Source organism: Rathayibacter sp. CAU 1779 (assembly GCF_054551755.1).
The window spans coordinates 646,931-665,620 of sequence record NZ_JBTOLK010000001.1; the positions used below are offsets into that span (position 1 = coordinate 646,931).

Below are 18,690 nucleotides of genomic sequence, written 5' to 3' on the forward strand. Positions count from 1 at the left end.
ATGGTGACCTCCCTCACTGCCGCAGCGCTGTCCCATGTCGGGAAGGTGCGCTCGAACAACCAGGACTCCGGATATGCCGGCGCCTCGCTGTTCCTCGTCGCCGACGGCATGGGCGGGCACGCGGGCGGTGACGTGGCCTCCGCGATCGCGACCAACCGCATCAAGGAGATCGACCACGCGTATCCGACGGCGGAGGAGGCGCAGATCGCGCTGCAGTCCGCGCTGCTGGCGGCCAACGGACTGCTCGCCGAGACGGTGTTCGAGCATCCGGAGCTCACCGGAATGGGCACCACCGTCAGCGCACTCATCCGCGTGGACGGCAGGATCGCCTTCGCGCACATCGGCGACTCGCGCATCTACCTGATGCGCCGAGGCGAGCTGAAGCAGGTCACGACGGACCACACGTTCGTGCAACGGCTCGTCGACACGGGACGCATCACCGAGGAAGAGGCGCTCACGCATCCTCGCCGCTCGGTGCTGATGCGCGTGCTCGGCGACGTGGACTCGTCTCCGGAGATCGACACCTGGACCGCGGACACGAATCCCGGCGACCGTTGGCTGATCTGCTCCGACGGCCTCAGCGGCGTCATCAAGCAGGAGCTCATCGCGGCGATCCTGGCGAACGTGGAGTCGCCGACGGCTGCCGCCGAGCGACTGGTCCGCGCGAGCCTTGACGCCGGAGCTCCCGACAACGTCACCGTCGTGATCGTGGACATCGACCGCGCGACCGCGGACGGCATCCGCGAGCCCGTCACCGTCGGATCCGCAGCAGCCCCCGTGCTGTTCGAGCAGGAGCCGTCAGCGCACACGAGGGCGCTCCGGCTTCCGGCGCTGCGACTGCATCCGTCCCGACCGGCCACCGGTCCCACCCACTTCGAGCCGCAGACCGACGACTACCTCGACGAGCTCATCGAAGAGGACCAGCGGCGCGCCCGTCGACGCAAGCTCACCTGGCTGCTCAGCGGCATCCTCCTTCTCATCGCCATCGTCCTCGCCGTCGTGGTCGGCTACGAGTGGACGCAGTCGCGATATTTCGTCGGAGAATCGGCCGGCAAGGTCGCGATCTTCCAGGGCGTGCAGCAGAACCTCGGTCCGATCTCGCTCTCGCACGTGTACAAGAAGACGGATGTCTCCGTCAGCAGCCTGAGCGACTACGAGCAACAGCAGGTACAGGACACCATCAACGCCTCGTCGCTCGACGACGCCAAACGCATCGTGAACCAGCTCTCCGATGACAGCTCCGGTTAGCGCGACGGCGTCCCCCGACCGCTCCGGCCCCGCGACGGCACCGGTGCGGCGCATCCGCCTGCCCAAGAAGCTGCGGAACCTCGAGCTCGGCCTGCTGATCTTCGCGTGCGCCATCAACGCGATCGCCGTCATCCTGGTCGAGCTCGGCGCGCTCGGGCACCTCGATTTCACCCTGATCTACCTGGGTGTCGGCCTCTCGGCGCTCGTCGTCGCCATGCACATCGTGATGCGCTACCTCGCACCGGATGCCGACCCCTTCGTCCTCCCCATCGCCACCGTTCTCAACGGCATCGGCATCGCCGAGATCTACCGCATTGACATCGCACGGCACGACACCGGATGGGAATCCGCGGCCGTCCGCCAGATCGTGTGGACGGCCATCGCGGTCCTCTGCGCCATCGCCGTCATCGTCGTGATCCGCAACCACCGCGTGCTGCAGCGCTACACCTACGTGTTCGGCCTCAGCGCGCTCGTGCTCCTGATCCTGCCGATGCTCCCGGTGATCGGACGCGAGGTGAACGGCGCCCGCGTCTGGATCGGCATCGGACCGTTCAGCTTCCAGCCCGGCGAGCTGGCCAAGATCGCCCTCGCCGTCTTCTTCGCCGGATACCTGGTGCAGGCCAGGGATTCGCTCTCCATGGTGGGCAAGAAGTTCATCGGCATCCGCTTCCCGCGGCTGAGGGATCTGGGACCGATCATCGTGCTCTGGATCATCTCGATGGCCGTGATCGTCTTCCAGCACGACCTCGGAACCGGTCTCCTCTACTTCGGCCTGTTCCTCGTGATGATCTACGTCGCGACGGCGCGCATCGGATGGGTCGTCATCGGTCTGGTGCTGTTCATCGGCGGCGCGTACATCGCCAGCCGCGTTCTGGACTACGTGCAGGGTCGCTTCCAGAACTGGCTGAATCCCTTCAACGACCACGTCTACAACGCGACAGGTGGCAGCTTCCAGCTCGTGCAGGGCCTCTTCGGGCTCGCCCACGGCGGTCTGCTCGGCACGGGCCTCGGACAGGGACGTCCCACCGTCACGCCCCTCGCGGAGAGTGACTACATCATCGCCAGCCTCGGCGAAGAACTGGGCCTGATCGGCATTTTCGCCATCCTGTGTCTCTATCTGCTCTTCGTCTCGCGCGGCTTCCGGGTGGGCTTCGGCGGCCAGGACGACTTCGGCAAGCTCCTCAGCGTGGGCCTCGCCTTCACCGTCGCGCTGCAGGTCTTCATCGTCATCGGCGGCATCACGCGTGTCATCCCGCTGACCGGACTCACCACTCCGTTCCTCGCTGCCGGCGGCTCGTCACTCGTCGCGAACTGGGTGATCGCCGCGCTGCTGCTGCGACTGTCCGACACCGTCCGCAACCAACCGAGGCTGGTGGTGTAGGTGAACAGAGAGATCAAGCGGGTCAGCATCGTCGTGCTGTGCATGTTCCTCGCGCTGTTCGTGTCGACATCTGTCATCCAGGTCGCAGCCGCCGACGTCTTGAACGCGGATGCCCGCAACTCCCGCACCCTCTACGACAGCTACCAGGTGCAGCGAGGTTCCATCCTCGTGGCGGGCCAGCCCGTCGCCGAGTCCGTCCCCAGCAACGACTCCTACAAGTACCAGCGGCAGTACCCGCAGGGCCCGCTGTACTCGTCGGTCACCGGATTCTTCCCCATCAGCGGCGCCCCGACCGGCATCGAGGGCGCCATGAACAGCGAGCTGAGCGGTACGTCGAACGACGACTTCCTCTCTCAGCTGCAGAACCTGTTCACCGGCAAGCATCCGCAGGGCAACTCGGTCGAGCTCACGATCGACCCCGTCGCGCAGCAGGCGGCCTACGACGCGCTCGGCGATCAGAAGGGCGCTGTGGCGCTGCTGCAGCCGAAGACCGGACGCATCCTCGCCCTGGTGTCGAAGCCTTCTTTCGATCCCAACACCCTGGCGGTGCACGACGTCAACCAGGTGGATGCCACGTATCAGCAGCTCCTCGACGCCGCCGGATCGCCCCTGATCAACAAGGCGATCAACGAGCTGAATCCGCCGGGATCCACGTTCAAGCCGGTCGTCCTGTCGGCTGCTCTGGAGAGCGGGAACTACACGCTCGAGTCGCAGATGCCCAACCCGTCCAGCCTGACGCTCCCCGGCACGAACACCACGATCTATAACGATTCGCACACGACCTGCGGCTCGGGCGACACCGTCTCACTGGAGACGGCGCTCATCCTGTCGTGCAACATCCCCTACGCCGAGCTGGCGATGAAGCTGGGATCGGATGCCATCAAAGCGCAGGCGGAGAAGTACGGCTTCAATCAGAGCTTCAACGTGCCGATGCGCACGTCACCCAGCGAGTATCCGGGCTACGACTCGCTCGATGCGGTCGCCATGAGCGGATTCGGACAGAAGGACGACAAAGCCACTGCGCTGCAGATCGCCATGAACTCCGCGGCAATCTGCACAGGGGGTGAGGTGATGCGCCCGAATCTCGTCGAGTCCGTGCTCACGCCCGACCTGCAGGCGAGGGACTCGTTCAAGCCAACGGCCTTCGGACGTGCGACCAGCAAGAAGACGGCGGATCAGATCGCCGCGACCATGGTCAGGGACGTCTCAGAAGGCGTCGCGAGCAATGCAAGAATAGACGGGGTCAAGGTCGGCGGAAAGACCGGGACCGCGCAAAACGGCAGTGATGACCCGTACACGCTGTGGTTCACCGGATTCGCTCCAGCGAATGATCCTCAGTTCGCCATTGCGGTCGTGGTCGACGATGGCGGCGGACTAGGTCAGAGTGGGAACGGAAACTCCGTCGCTGCTCCGATCGCTAAGAAGGTACTAGAGGCGGTGCTTGGCAAATGAGACCCACGACAGGGCTCACGTTCGGTGGACGTTATGAACTCCAGTCGCGGATCGCAGTCGGCGGCATGGGCGAGGTGTGGCAGGCCACGGACCTCGTCATCGGACGCCAGGTCGCCATCAAGATCCTCAAGGACGAGTACCTCGGCGATCCGACCTTCCTCGAGCGGTTCCGCTCCGAGGCGCGTCACGCCGCACTGGTGAACCACGAGGGCATCGCGAATGTCTTCGACTACGGCGAGGAAGACGGCAGCGCCTTCCTCGTGATGGAGCTCGTGCCGGGCGAGGCGCTGTCCACCATCCTCGAGCGCGAGCACACGCTCTCCACTGACAAGGTGCTCGACATCGTCGCGCAGACGGCCGCCGCCCTGCACGCCGCGCACGCCGCCGGACTGGTGCACCGCGACATCAAGCCGGGCAACCTGCTGATCACCCCGGACGGCCGTGTCAAGATCACGGACTTCGGCATCGCCCGCATCGCGGACCAGGTGCCGCTGACGGCCACCGGACAGGTCATGGGCACCGTGCAGTACCTGTCACCCGAGCAGGCATCCGGACATCCCGCATCGCCTACCACGGACATCTACTCGCTCGGCATCGTCGCGTACGAGTGCCTCGCGGGCCGTCGTCCGTTCACGGGCGAATCGCAGGTGGCCATCGCCATGGCGCAGATCAACGAGCAGCCTCCGCCGCTCCCGGTCACCGTCAGCGAGCCGGTGCGCAACCTGGTGTACGCGTGCATCGCGAAGAACCCGGCGGAACGCCCTGCCTCCGCGGCTCACCTCGCGCGTGCGGCGACGGCGCTGCGTCGGGGCGACATCCAGGCGGCAGCAGCCGCCGTTCCCGCCGTGCTCGGCGAGGGAACGGACACCACACGCTTCAACACGCTCCTCATGCCGGGTGCGGCGGCGGGTGCCACCGAGGCGACGACTGTTCTGTCTGCGGCAGACGGCGAAGAAGAGACCACGACCGAAGAGGAAGAGGGCGAGAAGAAGAAGCGCAGCCCGTGGACGTGGCCGCTCATCGCGCTGATCGCGCTCCTCGCCATCATCCTCATCGCCATGTTGATCGCGTTCCTGACACAGAACCATCCGACACCGGTGGCGACGAACACCACGCATTCGGCCCCGCCGACCACCCCGAAGACAACGGCGACGCAGACTGCAACGAAGCCCACCTCGGCTGTCATCAACGCCAACGACTACAAGGGCAAGACGTACGACCAGGCCGTCGCTGCGCTCGTCGCGCTCGGGTTCAGCCAGAACAACATCCAGAAGGATGAGACGAGTCCGGCCACGAGCCAGGACAAGGTGGACGTTGTCAACGGCGTGAACCCGACGGGGAACGTCGCGTTCACCCAGACCATCACGCTGAGCGTGTACGGTCCGATGACGCCGCCGTCGGCCCCGACCGATACCGTCACACAGGTGACGAAGCCCGCCATCGTCAACCAGCCGGCGACGTTCAACTTCGGCACTGCGCAATGCCCGTCCGGACAGTCGCTCACCGGACGCCAGTTCTACATCGACGGCAAGCCGGCGCCCACCGGTCCCACGCAAGGGTCGCAGGGCACCATCACCTTCACCACGGCCGGCGATCACACCGTCTCGTACACGATCTTCTGCGGTGCATCCGTTGAATCGGGTCAGTCGCCGACGATCACCGTCACGGCTCAGGGGTCGGCGACCTCGACTCCTGCCCCGGGCTCATGACCCCCGCTCAGCGGTGATCTCGTCCAGCCCGACGAGGTGTACCGAACTCACAACTTGGCCCCACTACACTGTTCGCAGTGTTGCCTGACGTCGACTACCCCACCACGGATGAACCCCGCATGCTTGCGGGGCGATACCGCGTAGGCGAGCTCATCGGGCGAGGCGGAATGGCCGATGTGCACAAGGGTGTCGACATCCGTTTGGGGCGCACTGTCGCCATCAAGCTGCTGAAGCCATCGCTCGCGACGGACCCCGCCTTCCGCACCCGCTTCCGCCAGGAGGCTCAGGCTGCCGCGCGTATGGCACATCCGACCATCGTCCGCGTCTTCGACGCCGGCGAGGAGACGGTCCGCGACACGCACGGCAACGAGGTGCAGGCTCCCTTCATCGTCATGGAGTACGTCGACGGCGTGCTGCTGCGCGACATCCTGCGCAACGGCCCGTTGGAGCCCGCGGAGGCGGCACGCATCGCATCCGGCCTGCTGACCGCGCTCGAATACTCACACCGCGCCGGCGTCGTGCACCGCGACATCAAGCCCGGCAACATCATGGTCACCCGCGCCGGCCAGGTGAAGGTGATGGACTTCGGAATCGCCCGCGCCATCAGCGACTCGTCCGCAACTGTCGCCCAGACGACGGCCATCCTCGGCACCGCAAGCTACTTCTCGCCTGAGCAGGCGAAGGGCGAGACGGTGGATGCTCGCACCGACCTGTACTCGACCGGCGTCGTGCTCTTCGAGATGCTGACCGGACGACCGCCGTTCCGCGGCGACACGGCCGTCGCGGTCGCCTACCAACACGTCAGCGAGCAGCCGGTCAAGCCGAGCAGCCTCAACGCCCGCGTCTCACCGGCATTCGACATGGTCGTGCTGAGGGCGCTGGCGAAGGATCGCTACCAGCGCTACCAGACAGCAGCCGAGTTCCGCGACGACCTCGAGCTCGCTGCTTCTGGGCAGGTGCCGATCCACAAGAAGCGCGACGCCTTCGATGCCGCACTCTTCGGCGAATCCGCCACCAGCCCCACTCCGACAGAGGCGGCGCTCCGGCAGCTGGCCGACGACGACCAGGTGGTCCGCACTCAGAGCCGCCCGCCCGTGCTCTGGATCTGGGCGGGCGTGCTCAGCATCGCCGTGATCATCGCGGCCCTGCTGCTCTGGGTCTTCAATCAGTCGCCGACCCAGCACCTGGCCGACAATGCAGCGAAGGTCCCGATCGTCGCCGGCATGACCGTCGACCAGGCGACCAAGGCTCTGAACGGCGTCAAGCTCAAGTCCACCTTCACCGAGGAATCCAGCAATTCGGTACCGAAGGACAAGGTCATCCGTACCAATCCGGCCGCAGGCGTCATCGCCACCAAGGGCGACACGGTCACGGTCTACGTCTCCACCGGCGCCAAGGCGATCCAGGTTCCGGATGTCGCGGGCACGTCGGTCGACGACGCCCAGAACACCCTGAAACAGCTCGGCTTCGTCATGGGCCAGGTCGACACACAGGACTCGCCGACGGTTCCGGCCAACGTGGTCATCTCGACGAATCCGGCCAGTGGCGCCACCGCGCATGAGGGTGACACCATTAATTTCGTGGTCTCGAACGGCCAGGTCACCCTCCCCGACATCACGGGAAAGAGCGTGCAAGAGGCGACCACGACGCTGCAGGATCCCAAGCTCGGCCTCATCCCCGACCCCGAAGCGGATCCGACGTGCAAGACGCAGACCGGCGCCCCGGTGAACCATCAGGATCAGGCGCCCGGCTCCGTGCCCCAGGGATCCACCATCAGGTTCACGTACTGCACTGGGTGATTGATGCAACTGCCGACCGAGACGGTCGGCAGCGCTGGCGTCGCGGCGGCGGCCAGCAATGGCCCCCGCTTTCAGCTCCAGCGCGCCCCGCCCGGCGCACCGCAGTCGGCTGACCGCGTGGTCGCGTCCGGCGGCGTACACGCCGCCGCCTCCTCCGAGAGCGGGTCGCGTCTCCTACGAGCTGGCTTGTCCCGATCCGAAGTCGCGATGCCATGGGACGCGAGGCTGCGCCACCTCGGACCGTGGCGTCGCACGGTCGGGCTGAGTGCAGCGTCCGGTTCAGGGCGCCCGGCTGCTCAGCTGACGGCGAGGAGCGGGTCCAGCGTGCGGGAGCGTTCCTTGGCGGAGGTGAGGCCGGCGACGGCGAGCCAGTTGCCCAGCAACCGGTAGCCATCCTGGGTGAGCACCGACTCCGGGTGGAACTGCACACCGTAGATGGGTGCCGTCCGGTGTCGCAAGCCCATGATGACACCACCCGGGGTGCGGGCAGTCACTATGAGGTCGTCTGGGACGGTACCGTCGACCACCGCGAGCGAGTGGTAGCGGGTGGCTGTGAATCCTTGGCGAACATCGTCGTAGAACGCCGAGCCGTCGTGCTCGACCACGGACGTCTTGCCGTGCATGAGCTCCTCGGCATTCGTCACCGTTGCGCCGAACGCCTCAGCGATCGCCTGGTGTCCGAGGCACACGCCCAGCAAGGGCGTCCCCGACGCCAGAGCGGCCTTCACCGTGTCGATCGACACCCCGGCATCCCGTGGCGTCCCAGGACCGGGCGAGAGCAGCACGGCATCGTAGCCGCGCAACACCGAGGGGATGTCGTCGGCGGCGATCGCGTCGTTGCGCACGACATCCGTCTCCGCACCGAGTTCGCGCAGGTACCCGTTCAGCGTGTAGACGAAGCTGTCGTAGTTGTCGATCACGAGCACCCGGGTCATACGCCGACGGTTCCTTCCTCATTGCTTTGCAGCAGACTATCGATCCACGGGAAAACCCACGTCACGAGGCAGTAGAGCACCGCCACGACCAGGACCACGAGAATGATGATCCTCAGCCAGACGGGTCCGGGCAACAGGCGCCACAGTGCGCCGTACATCAGTTGGTCCCCACTTCGGCAGCGATCTCTTTGGGCGGCCCCGCCGACAGAGGCTGCCAGGAATCCAGCACTCCGAACGCCGCGATGCGCTCCTGCGCGTGGTACGGCGGGTTGCACGTCGTCATGGTGATGTAGCGGTCTCCGGGCTGTGCATCCTTCACCTGCGGCACCGAGTAGAGCACCTGAACGGTGGTCGGCCTGATGTACTCCATGTTCCGGAACTGATAGGTGTAGTACCCGTCCTTGGTCTGGATGTAGATCTTGTCGCCCACCTGCAGCTTCGAGACGTCGATGAACGTGTTGCCGTATCCGGTGTCGTGTGCGGCGATCGCGAAGTTGCCCACCGCGCCAGGCATCGCCGTGTTCGAATAGTGGCCGACGCCGGCGTTGTAGCTGTTGAGCACACTCTCCACGTCCACCGTCTCGCGGATCGTGCGCTTCCAGTCCGCCCCGAACCGCGGCACGTAGATCACGGCGAACGATTGCGCGGCACCCGGCGCCTTCATGACGGGCGGATCACCGTAGTTCACTGCCGTGGAGCCCGGGGTGGGAGTCGGCTTCGGGGTTGGCGTCGGAGAGTCCTTCGCCTGATCCAGGAACTTCTTGCTCTGCTCCGCCGCCGCACTGTTCTGCTGAGACGCCAGCACGCTCGACTGCCACCAGGTCTGCCATCCGATGAAGAGCAGAACGAGCACTCCCGCTGTCACCAGCAGTTCGCCGATGACCCCGATAACGGACACCTTGCGACGTGGGCTGGCTGCGGCTCTGCGGCCCTTGGCGTGCCGCAGCTGTCCAGCGCTCGAAGGAGACGGAACACTGTCGTCGTCGTCCGTCGACGTCGGGAGGGTCTCCGCGACACGCAGCTCCTCCTCGGGAGCGGAATCATCGCGGTCTGTCACGAGTCCGGAGTCTAATCGGCCAGGCCGTGCGGGTGCCGAGAGGCGCTCACGTTCCTCCCCGCTGCGCAGAGAAGCCGCCGATCGTGTCCGGCTAGAATGTTGGCACTATGGCTTCCAAGACCCGCTCCAAGCGCTCGTCCCGATCGGTCAACGAGGTCCGGTCAACCGATGAGACCCCCAACCCGGTATGGTTCCTGCCGGTCATGCTCGGCTTCATGATCGTCGGCCTCCTCTGGATCGTCGTGTTCTACGTGAGCGGCAGCCAGTACCCCATCCCACAGCTCGGCGCGTGGAACATCCTGATCGGGTTCGGCATCGCGTTCGTCGGCTTCCTCATGACCACCCGGTGGCGCTGACCTCCGTCTGCACCGTCCAGCGAATCGCGTCGACTACGGTCGGCGCGAATCGCATTTAACGGAGCGGCGGATGCGAACGCCGACGTTTTCGTGTCGTTCGAGGAGCAATTACACCGGTGTAATTATCCCCTTGTGGGAAAACCTGTGGATAACTCTTGTGCGAAAACCTGTGGATAACTCAGAAATCCACACCCGTCATCCCCAATCGGTGGACGGGTGCAGCGCGACGGCAGGGTTCAGGCGAAAACGTGCCAGCTGCCCGCGAGAACGAGCAGCACACCCAGAACCACCAGGAGCACGATCTGCAGCGGACGACGCGAACGTGCTCGGGTCTGGGTGTAGATGAGTCCGACGAGCGCGCCGCCCACGAGGCCCCCCACGTGGGCCTGCCACGCGATGCCGAATCCGGGCAGGAAGCTGATCACCAGGTTGATGCCGACGAGTACCAGAAGCTGGGTGATCGGGCCGCCCAGGTGTCGCTGGATGATGAGCAGCGCGGCCATCATGCCGAAGATCGCTCCGGAAGCCCCGACGACAGGTTGCACGGGTGAGTCGAGCAGATACACGCCCACCGAGCCGGCGATCGCGCTCAGCACGAAGAGCACGGCGTAGCGCACGCGACCCAACATCGGCTCGAGCACGATGCCGAAGATCCACAGCGTGTACATGTTCAGGGCGATGTGCAGGATGTTCCCGTGCACGAACGCAGCGGTGAGCATGCGCCATGGTTCATACCCGGCCCATGAGACTGTGCCGTTCGGATACCCGTAGATACCGGCGTACCAGAGCGAACTCGTCACGGGACCGTTGGCCAGTCCCGTGATCCATTGGAGCAGGAACACCACGACGCAGATCGCGATGATCACGTACGTGACCACCGGCTGTCGCGGGCCGGTGAGCCTGGTCAGGAACGCCGGCTTCGTGCGCGGCGCTGTGGCTCGCTGCTGTCGCATGCACTCCGGGCAGATGAATCCGACGGGCGCCGGGGTCTGGCATTCGCCGCAGATCGGCCGACCGCAGCGCTGACACCTCACATAGGTGAGCCGATCCGGATGCCGGTAGCAGGCTGACGCGGACGGCTCACCCGGCGAGGACGGTTGCGACACTCTGTGCTCTGGTGCTCTGTGCTCGGATTGAAGGGGGGTGCAGCGACGCGGGCCGGCGGACTACGCCTGGTCGACCGTGATGGACTCGATGACCACGTCGTCGAGCGGACGGTCACGGGCATCCGTCGGCACAGCCGCCAGCTTGTCCACGATGCGGCGCGAGTCATCGTCGGCCACCTCGCCGAAGATGGTGTGCTTTCCCTGCAGCCACGTGGTCGGGCCGACGGTGATGAAGAACTGGGAACCGTTGGTGCCGCGACCGCCCTGGATGCCGGCATTGGCCATGGCGAGCACGTACGGCTTCGTGAAGTCCAGCTCCGAGTTGATCTCGTCGTCGAAGCGGTATCCGGGTCCACCGGTGCCGGTTCCCAGCGGGTCGCCGCCCTGGATCATGAAGCCGGGGATGATGCGGTGGAACACCACACCCTCGTACAGGGAGTCGTTGCGAGACTCGCCCGTCCGGGGATCCGTCCACTCCTGCTCACCGGTGGCGAGACCGACGAAGTTGCGAACCGTCTTGGGTGCGTGGTTGCCGTACAGGTTGACGGCGATGTCGCCGTAGTTGGTGTGCAGAGTGGCCACCGCGGTGTGCTTGGACATGGGCTCAATTCTTGCATAGCGGATTTGTCCATCCCCTGGCCGTCGGGGCTTTCGGTGGCAAGATGGAGGAACCTGCAAGTACGACCGGGTGGAGGAACCGTGAGTCTGTCACGAAAGCGCCAGAAGGAACTCAACCGGCTTCGCGCTGAAGCCCTCGAACTCTGGGGGGCGCAGCAGGATGTGCTGGGCCGGGCGAACGTCGTCGCCCAGGAGGCGGGCCGGCAGGCCGCGCATCTGACGCGCGAAGAGGTCGCTCCCCGCGTCCGCGAGGGCTACGACCAGTACGTCAGGCCCGTGACGCGTGCCGCGAGTGACGCCATCTCCAACAACGTGGTTCCCGCGGTGGGCACCGTGCTCGGCACTGCGCTGAGCGTTGCGGATGTCGCACACGACGCCCGTGTTCAGGCCGCCGTCAAGCGGCTCCAGGCCGCCAAGGGCGAGCTCACCAAGAAGGCCAAGCCGGAGAAGTCCGGTCCCGGATTCGGAACATATCTCGCGTTGGCCGTCGCCGCCGTGGCCGTCATCGGGATCGCGTACGCCGTGTGGCAGACGTTCCGCGCCGACGACGAGCTGTGGGTCGCCGAGGACGACCTCACCGAGCCGCCGGCCGCCGAGTAGATCCTGACGTTTCGAATCACGCCGTGGGCATCGTCACACGGCGTGATTCTGTCGTTCACGATTCGACAAGATTCGCGAACCGCAGACCGATGTCCACGAGCGAGACCTTTCGGATGTTCGCCACATCCGCGATGTCGAACCAGCGCGCCTCATCCGTCGACCCGTCGAGTTCGTCGGTGAGAGTCCCGCCAAGGATGTGCGCACGGTAGACGATCCGCAGTCCCTGCAAGGGTCCGTGGCCGGAGATGCGTTGGTTCTCCGGGATGACGTGCGAGTGCACACCGATCAGCTCATCGAGCTCGGCGTCGTATCCGGTCTCCTCGCGCACCTCGCGCACCGCGGCATCCGCAGGGTCCTCTCCCGACTCGATACCGCCGCCCGGGAGCGTCCATCCGCTACGGCCACGATCGTTCCAGTGAGCGAGCAGAACCCTGCTGCCGTCGGTGATGACGGCATACGCAGCGACGCGGATGTCCATCTAGACACCCTACGACGCCACATCCCGCGTGCGAGACCGGGTCAGTCGACCGGCGGATGCGAGACGTGCGGACGACGCAGCTCCGGATATCCGAGAGCGGACGCTCGTGCCGACGCACCTCGACCGCCCGACACCGTAGACTCCGACGGATGAGCGACGATGTACTCGATCTCTTCGATGGAGCCGAAGAAACGACCGAAGGTAGCGTCACTCCGGCGACGAGAGGAACAGCGGGACTAGGGATCCTCGGCCTCTGTCTGGCGTTCGGTCTCCTCGTGGGAATCGGCGTCGGCGCAGTCCTCGCGCTCTGGTACGTCCTGTACGGAGGAGCCAGCTTCGACATGGTGGCCTACGGCATCTTCCAGCTGTTCCCGTAGCGAGACCGTTCGTCCGTGCCACGCGAGATCCGCGAAGCGTCGACGACTCGAACTGTGGAGCCTAGGGGAATCGAACCCCTGACCTCCTGCTTGCAAAGCAGGCGCTCTACCAATTGAGCTAAGGCCCCGTGCCTATTTGCAAGCCGGTCCCTGCCCGGCTTGCGGCGCTGCGCGACTCGCCGTACACGCCGCCGAGTCGCTATGGTGCGGATGGCGCGCACGTCATTTTGTGCAGCAGTTGGCGTTCCTGCGACTACAGAAATCGAACCGTGGGGATACGAGGACTTGAACCTCGGACCTCTTCGTTATCAGCGAAGCGCTCTAACCGCCTGAGCTATATCCCCGGGATCCGGCCGTTGAATTGGCCGAATGACAGACTACCTGAGCGTCTGCGTTGACGCGAATCGAGGCGGTGAGAATCAGTTGTTGGTGAAGCCGACCAGCAGGCCACCGGTGATCTTCACGCTGAGGTTGTACAGCAGCGAGCAGACCGCACCGAGGGCCGTCGTGATGACCAGGTTCAGGATGGCGACGACGATCGAGAAGCCCATCACCGTCCCGAGACTGAGAATCGACTTCAAGTCGCTTCCGCTCGTGCCGGAGATGTCCTTGAACAGGCTGTTCAGGTTGTCGAAGATCCCCGTCTGGTCGAGCACGACCCAGATCAGGAACGATCCGACGATCGAGATGATCGCCAGGCACAGGCCGACAAGGAATGACAGCTTCACGGCCGACCAGAAGTCGATGTAGACCAGGCGAAGCCGCACCTGCTTGGCGGGTGCTCTGCGAGTGGAGGACTTCTGGGCCAATCGTTCTGCCACACTACTCATCTACTGCGTCGTCCTTTCGGGGCTCCTCGGCCTCCTCGCCGGTCTCAGGTTCAACCGGTTCGGCGTCGTGAGCGTCCAGATTCCGCTCGCTGTTCCGTGCGATGGCGATGATCTTGTCGTCATCGGCGAAACGAGCGAATACGACACCCATGGTGTCCCGGCCCTTCGCCGGCACCTCGGCCACGGCAGAGCGTACCACCTTGCCGCTGGCAAGAACCACGAGCACCTCGTCGTCCTCGTCGACGATGAGAGCACCCGCAAGATCCCCTCGGTCGTCGCTCAGCTTCGCGACTTTGATGCCCAGTCCGCCGCGTCCCTGGAGCCGGTACTGGTCGACTGCCGTGCGCTTCGCGTACCCGCCTTCGGTGACGACGAAGACGTAACCGTCGTCGGCGGATGCTGCGGTATCCGTGCGCTCGGCGCCGGGAGAAGCGATCACCGCGGCATCCAGAAGCGAGTCGTCGTCACGGAAGTGCATGCCGATCACACCGGATGTGGAACGACCCATCGGGCGCAACGCCTCGTCGGTGGCCGTGAAACGGATCGACATTCCCTTGCGCGAGACGAGCAGGACGTCGGAGTCCTCTTCGACAAGCAATGCAGAGATGAGCTCGTCACCCTCGCGGAGCTTGATCGCGATGATTCCGCCGGTGCGATTCGTGTCGTACTCGTCGAGAGCCGTCTTCTTGACCAGACCGTCCCGCGTCGCGAGCACCAGGTACTTCGCAGCGGAATAGTCGCGGATGTCCAGGATCTCGGCGATCTCCTCATCCGGCTGCATGGCGAGCAGATTCGCGACGTGCTGGCCCTTCGCGTCGCGTCCTGCCTCAGGCACTTCGTACCCCTTGGCGCGGTACACCCGGCCCTTCGTCGTGAAGAAGAGCAGCCAGTGGTGCGTGGTCGTCACGAAGAAGTGCTCGACGACATCCTCTCCGCGAAGCTGCGCTCCCTTGACGCCCTTGCCGCCGCGGTGCTGCGAACGGTAGTTGTCGCTGCGTGTGCGCTTGATGTAGCCGCCGCGCGTGACGGTGACCACCATCTCTTCCTCGGGAATGAGGTCTTCAACGCTCATGTCCCCGTCGAAGCCGTACAGGATGTTGGTGCGACGCTCGTCCCCGAACCTGTCGGCGATCTCCGTGAGCTCTTCGCTGATGATGCTCCGCTGACGCACCGGATCGGCGAGGATCGCCTGGTAGTCGGCGATCTCCGCCTCGAGGCGGGCGAGGTTGTCGATGATCTTCTGACGCTCGAGTGCCGCGAGCCGGCGCAGCTGCATCGAGAGGATGGCATCCGCCTGCACCTGGTCGACATCGAGCAGCTCGATCAGTCCCGCACGAGCCTCGTCGGCGCTCGGTGAGCGACGGATGAGCGCGATGACCTCGTCGAGCGCGTCGAGCGCCTTCACCAGGCCGCGCTGGATGTGCGCATCCTCCTCGGCCTTGCGCAGGCGGAACTGGGTGCGGCGCACGATGACGTCGACCTGGTGGTCGACCCAGGCGGAGATGAATCCGTCCAGCGGCAGCGTGCGCGGAACGCCGTCGACGATCGCGAGCATGTTCGCGCCGAAGTTCTCCTGCAGCTGCGTGTGCTTGTACAGGTTGTTCAGCACGACCTTTGCGACGGCGTCGCGCTTGAGCACGATGACGAGCCGCTGTCCCGTTCGACCACTGGATTCGTCGCGGATGTCCGCGATACCGGCGATCCTGCCGTCCTTCACGAACTCGGCGATCTTGATCGCCAGGTTGTCGGGATTGACCTGGTAAGGCAGCTCGGTGACGACGAGACAGTTGCGACCCTGGATCTCCTCGACGTTGACGACCGCTCGCATCGTGATCGATCCGCGCCCGGTGCGGTACGCGTCGTGGATCCCCTTCACACCGAGGATCTGAGCGCCGGTCGGGAAGTCGGGGCCCTTGATGCGCTCCATGAGCGCGTCGAGCAGCTCGTCACGTGTGGCATCCGGATGCTCCAGCGCCCACAGGGCGCCGGCAGCGACCTCGCGCATGTTGTGCGGAGGGATGTTCGTGGCCATGCCGACCGCGATGCCCACCGAGCCGTTGACGAGAAGGTTCGGGAACCGCGCAGGCAGGATGGACGGCTCCTGCGTTCGTCCGTCGTAGTTGTCCTGGAAGTTGACGGTGTCCTCGTCGATGTCCCGCACCATCTCAAGGGCGAGCGGAGCCATCTTCGTCTCCGTGTACCGCATGGCCGCCGCGCCGTCGTTGCCAGGGGATCCGAAGTTGCCCTGCCCGAGCGCGAGCGGATACCTCAGGCTCCACGGCTGCACGAGACGAACGAGCGTGTCGTAGATGGCAGTGTCGCCGTGCGGGTGGAACTGTCCCATCACGTCGCCGACGACGCGGGAGCACTTCGAGAACGCGCGGTCGGGACGGTATCCGCCGTCGTACATCGCGTAGATCACGCGGCGGTGCACGGGCTTCAGGCCGTCGCGCACCTCGGGCAGCGCACGGCCGACGATGACCGCCATCGCGTAGTCGAGGTAGCTGCGCTGCATCTCCAGCTGCAGCTCCACCGGCTCGATCTTGCCGTGAACGATTCCGGCGCTGCCGTCCGTTCCCTCGGATGCGGTCTGCTCGATGCCGTCGGTCTCGTCTGCCATCTACTTCTCTTCTTCGTCTTCTTCTCGTCTGCTGCGATTCTTCGGTTCACCGGCCCGGTCGGGACGGCCCGTCTGCTGTTCCCGGCTGCCGCGCCGGTGCTCATCAGATGTCGAGGAACCGCACATCCTTCGCGTTCTTCTGGATGAAGTGCCGACGCGACTCGACGTCCTCGCCCATGAGGGTGGCGAACGTCTCATCTGCGGCTGCCGCGTCATCCATGGTGACCTGGAGCAGTGTGCGAGTCTCCGGATCCATCGTGGTCTCCCACAGTTCCTGGTAGCTCATCTCGCCAAGACCCTTGTAGCGCTGGATGCCGTTGTCCTTCGGGATCCGCTTGCCAGCCGCCAGGCCGTCGGCGAGCAGCGCATCACGCTCTCGATCCGAGTACACGAACTGGTGGTCGGAGTTCGACCACTTGAGCCGGTACAGCGGGGGCTGCGCGAGATAGACGTATCCCATCTCGATCAGTGGTCGCATGTAACGGAACAGGAGCGTGAGGAGCAGCGTCGTGATGTGCTGGCCGTCGACATCCGCATCGGCCATCAGCACGATCTTGTGGTAGCGGGCCTTCTCACTGTTGAAGTCCTCGCCGATGCCGGTGCCGAACGCCGTGATCATCGCCTGGATCTCGGCATTCGCCAGCGCGCGATCGAGTCGTGCCTTCTCCACGTTCAGGATCTTGCCGCGCAACGGCAGGATCGCCTGCGTCGCCGGGTTGCGTCCCTGCTTCGCGGATCCGCCGGCCGAGTCGCCCTCCACGAGGAAGATCTCGCTTTCCGCGGGATTCCGGCTTGAGCAGTCGGAGAGTTTGCCCGGCATCCCCCCGCCCTCGAGAAGTCCCTTGCGCCGAGCCGTGTCTCTGGCCTTGCGTGCGGCCACGCGGGCGCTGGCTGCCTGGATGGCCTTGCGGATGATCTCCTTGGCCTGGTTCGGATTGCGGTCGAACCAGTCGCCGAGCTGATCACCGACAACCTTCTGCACGAACGCCTTCGCCTCGGTGTTGCCGAGCTTCGTCTTGGTCTGGCCCTCGAACTGCGGCTCGGCCAGCTTCACCGAGATCACGGCCGTGAGGCCCTCGCGCACGTCGTCGCCCGACAGGTTGTCGTCACGCTCCTTGAGGATGCCCTTCTCCCGGGCGTACTTGTTGACCAGCGTCGTCAGCGCGGCACGGAAACCCTCTTCGTGGGTTCCGCCCTCGTGCGTGTTGATGGTGTTCGCGTAGGTGTGGACGCTCTCGGTGTAAGCGGTCGTCCACTGCATCGCGACCTCGAGCGCGATCTTGCGCTCCGTGTCTTCAGACTCGAACGAGATGATCTCGTCGTTGACGACATCCGCTCGCTTCGCCGAGTTGAGGTATTCGACGTAGTCCTCGAGTCCCCGCTGATACAGGAACGTGTCGTTGCGCTCGGGCGCGAGTTCGCCCTCCTCGTCGAGCACCTCTCGCTCGCGCTTGTCCCAGAGCGAGATGGTGAGCCCCTTGTTGAGGAACGCGTACTGCTGGAACCGGGTGCGGAGAATGTCGTATTCGAACTCGGTGCTCTCGAAGATGGTCGCACTCGGCCAGAAGGTGATCGTCGTTCCGGTGTCGCTGGTTTCGGCGCCTCGCTGGAGCGGAGCATTCGGAACGCCGTCGTGGTAGCTCTGTGTCCACACGTGGCCCTGGTTCTTCACCTCTACCTCGAGCCTGGTCGACAGCGCGTTCACCACCGACGAACCGACGCCGTGGAGACCGCCGGACACCGCGTATGCGCCGCCGCCGAACTTGCCTCCTGCATGCAGAACGGTCAGCACGAGCTCGACGGTCGAGATGCCCTCCGGCTGATGGATATCCACCGGGATGCCGCGCGCATTGTCCACCACGCGCACTCCGCCGTCGGCGGTAAGGGTGATGTCGATGTGATCGCCATAACCGGCGAGGTACTCGTCGACCGCGTTGTCCACGATCTCGGTGACCAGGTGGTGAAGACCACGTGGACCGGTCGAGCCGATGTACATGCCCGGCCGCTTGCGGACCGCCTCGAGTCCTTCGAGAACCTGAATCTGGCTTGCGCCGTAGGTGTTATCGGTTCCAGCCGTATTCGGTTCTGTCGTCATCGGGTTGAGAGCTCCTGACCGCACGCTTT

16 protein-coding genes and 2 tRNA genes are annotated in these 18,690 nt (G+C 65.1%); 8 read left to right on the top strand and 10 right to left on the bottom strand.

Features of this window, described 5'->3' with window-relative positions:
• The 5 genes from ACX9R5_RS02825 (at position 1) to pknB (ending at position 7,589) form a co-directional block, all read left to right on the top strand.
• Complete coding sequence (locus ACX9R5_RS02825) at positions 1-1,248, top strand: PP2C family protein-serine/threonine phosphatase (RefSeq protein ID WP_459407491.1); 1,248 nt, start codon at positions 1-3, stop codon at positions 1,246-1,248.
• On the top strand, positions 1,232-2,629 hold the full coding sequence (locus ACX9R5_RS02830) for an FtsW/RodA/SpoVE family cell cycle protein (protein WP_459407492.1): 1,398 nt from the start codon (positions 1,232-1,234) through the stop codon (positions 2,627-2,629). Before ACX9R5_RS02825 ends, ACX9R5_RS02830 begins: the two co-directional genes overlap by 17 nt.
• Positions 2,630-4,081: a peptidoglycan D,D-transpeptidase FtsI family protein gene (locus ACX9R5_RS02835; RefSeq protein WP_459407493.1), complete on the top strand. Its 1,452-nt coding sequence runs from the start codon at positions 2,630-2,632 to the stop codon at positions 4,079-4,081. It abuts the gene before it with no gap.
• Positions 4,078-5,790: a serine/threonine-protein kinase gene (locus ACX9R5_RS02840; protein WP_459407494.1), complete on the top strand. Its 1,713-nt coding sequence runs from the start codon at positions 4,078-4,080 to the stop codon at positions 5,788-5,790. The genes ACX9R5_RS02835 and ACX9R5_RS02840 overlap by 4 nt, the downstream gene beginning before the upstream one ends.
• Positions 5,791-5,909: 119 nt before the next feature.
• Positions 5,910-7,589, top strand: coding sequence for a Stk1 family PASTA domain-containing Ser/Thr kinase (gene pknB, locus ACX9R5_RS02845; RefSeq protein WP_459409021.1), 1,680 nt, complete (start codon positions 5,910-5,912; stop codon positions 7,587-7,589).
• A 296-nt stretch (positions 7,590-7,885) separates the two neighbouring features.
• On the opposite strand, the gene ACX9R5_RS02850 is transcribed toward pknB, so the two are convergent.
• Entirely contained in the window at positions 7,886-8,524 is a 639-nt protein-coding gene (locus ACX9R5_RS02850) for an anthranilate synthase component II (RefSeq protein ID WP_459407495.1), read from the bottom strand.
• Between the two features lie 157 nt (positions 8,525-8,681).
• Complete coding sequence (locus ACX9R5_RS02855; RefSeq protein WP_459407496.1) at positions 8,682-9,581, bottom strand: class E sortase; 900 nt, start codon at positions 9,579-9,581, stop codon at positions 8,682-8,684.
• A 107-nt stretch (positions 9,582-9,688) separates the two neighbouring features.
• Here ACX9R5_RS02855 and ACX9R5_RS02860 point away from each other — a divergent pair, with 107 nt between their 5' ends.
• The gene (locus ACX9R5_RS02860; RefSeq protein WP_170025620.1) at positions 9,689-9,937 is read left to right on the top strand and encodes a cell division protein CrgA; all 249 of its coding nucleotides are present in this window, start codon (positions 9,689-9,691) and stop codon (positions 9,935-9,937) included.
• A gap of 236 nt (positions 9,938-10,173) precedes the next feature.
• Here ACX9R5_RS02860 and ACX9R5_RS02865 read toward each other — a convergent pair whose 3' ends face one another.
• Positions 10,174-10,890 (bottom strand): rhomboid family intramembrane serine protease, encoded by a 717-nt coding sequence (locus ACX9R5_RS02865; protein WP_459407497.1) that lies wholly within the window; start codon positions 10,888-10,890, stop codon positions 10,174-10,176.
• Positions 10,891-11,103: 213 nt separating this feature from the next.
• On the bottom strand, positions 11,104-11,643 hold the full coding sequence (locus ACX9R5_RS02870) for a peptidylprolyl isomerase (RefSeq protein ID WP_459407498.1): 540 nt from the start codon (positions 11,641-11,643) through the stop codon (positions 11,104-11,106).
• 99 nt (positions 11,644-11,742) lie between these two features.
• Here ACX9R5_RS02870 and ACX9R5_RS02875 point away from each other — a divergent pair, with 99 nt between their 5' ends.
• Entirely contained in the window at positions 11,743-12,261 is a 519-nt protein-coding gene (locus tag ACX9R5_RS02875; RefSeq protein WP_459407499.1) for a hypothetical protein, read from the top strand.
• A gap of 55 nt (positions 12,262-12,316) precedes the next feature.
• Here ACX9R5_RS02875 and ACX9R5_RS02880 read toward each other — a convergent pair whose 3' ends face one another.
• Positions 12,317-12,739: an NUDIX hydrolase gene (locus ACX9R5_RS02880; RefSeq protein WP_459407500.1), complete on the bottom strand. Its 423-nt coding sequence runs from the start codon at positions 12,737-12,739 to the stop codon at positions 12,317-12,319.
• Between the two features lie 149 nt (positions 12,740-12,888).
• Between ACX9R5_RS02880 and ACX9R5_RS02885 the strand changes: the two genes are divergently transcribed.
• Entirely contained in the window at positions 12,889-13,116 is a 228-nt protein-coding gene (locus ACX9R5_RS02885) for a hypothetical protein (RefSeq protein ID WP_459407501.1), read from the top strand.
• Between the two features lie 55 nt (positions 13,117-13,171).
• On the opposite strand, the gene ACX9R5_RS02890 is transcribed toward ACX9R5_RS02885, so the two are convergent.
• The 5 genes from ACX9R5_RS02890 to gyrB all read right to left on the bottom strand — a co-directional run bounded on the left by ACX9R5_RS02890 (position 13,172) and on the right by gyrB (position 18,661).
• Positions 13,172-13,244 (bottom strand) — tRNA-Ala (locus tag ACX9R5_RS02890).
• A 142-nt stretch (positions 13,245-13,386) separates the two neighbouring features.
• A tRNA-Ile gene (locus ACX9R5_RS02895) sits at positions 13,387-13,460 on the bottom strand.
• 75 nt (positions 13,461-13,535) lie between these two features.
• Positions 13,536-13,946, bottom strand: a complete 411-nt coding sequence (locus ACX9R5_RS02900; protein ID WP_170025614.1) for a DUF3566 domain-containing protein — start codon at positions 13,944-13,946, stop codon at positions 13,536-13,538.
• Positions 13,939-16,566, bottom strand: a complete 2,628-nt coding sequence (gene gyrA / locus ACX9R5_RS02905) for a DNA gyrase subunit A (RefSeq protein ID WP_459407502.1) — start codon at positions 16,564-16,566, stop codon at positions 13,939-13,941. Before gyrA ends, ACX9R5_RS02900 begins: the two co-directional genes overlap by 8 nt.
• A 103-nt stretch (positions 16,567-16,669) precedes the next feature.
• On the bottom strand, positions 16,670-18,661 hold the full coding sequence (gene gyrB / locus ACX9R5_RS02910) for a DNA topoisomerase (ATP-hydrolyzing) subunit B (protein WP_459407503.1): 1,992 nt from the start codon (positions 18,659-18,661) through the stop codon (positions 16,670-16,672).
• Positions 18,662-18,690: the final 29 nt, after the last annotated feature.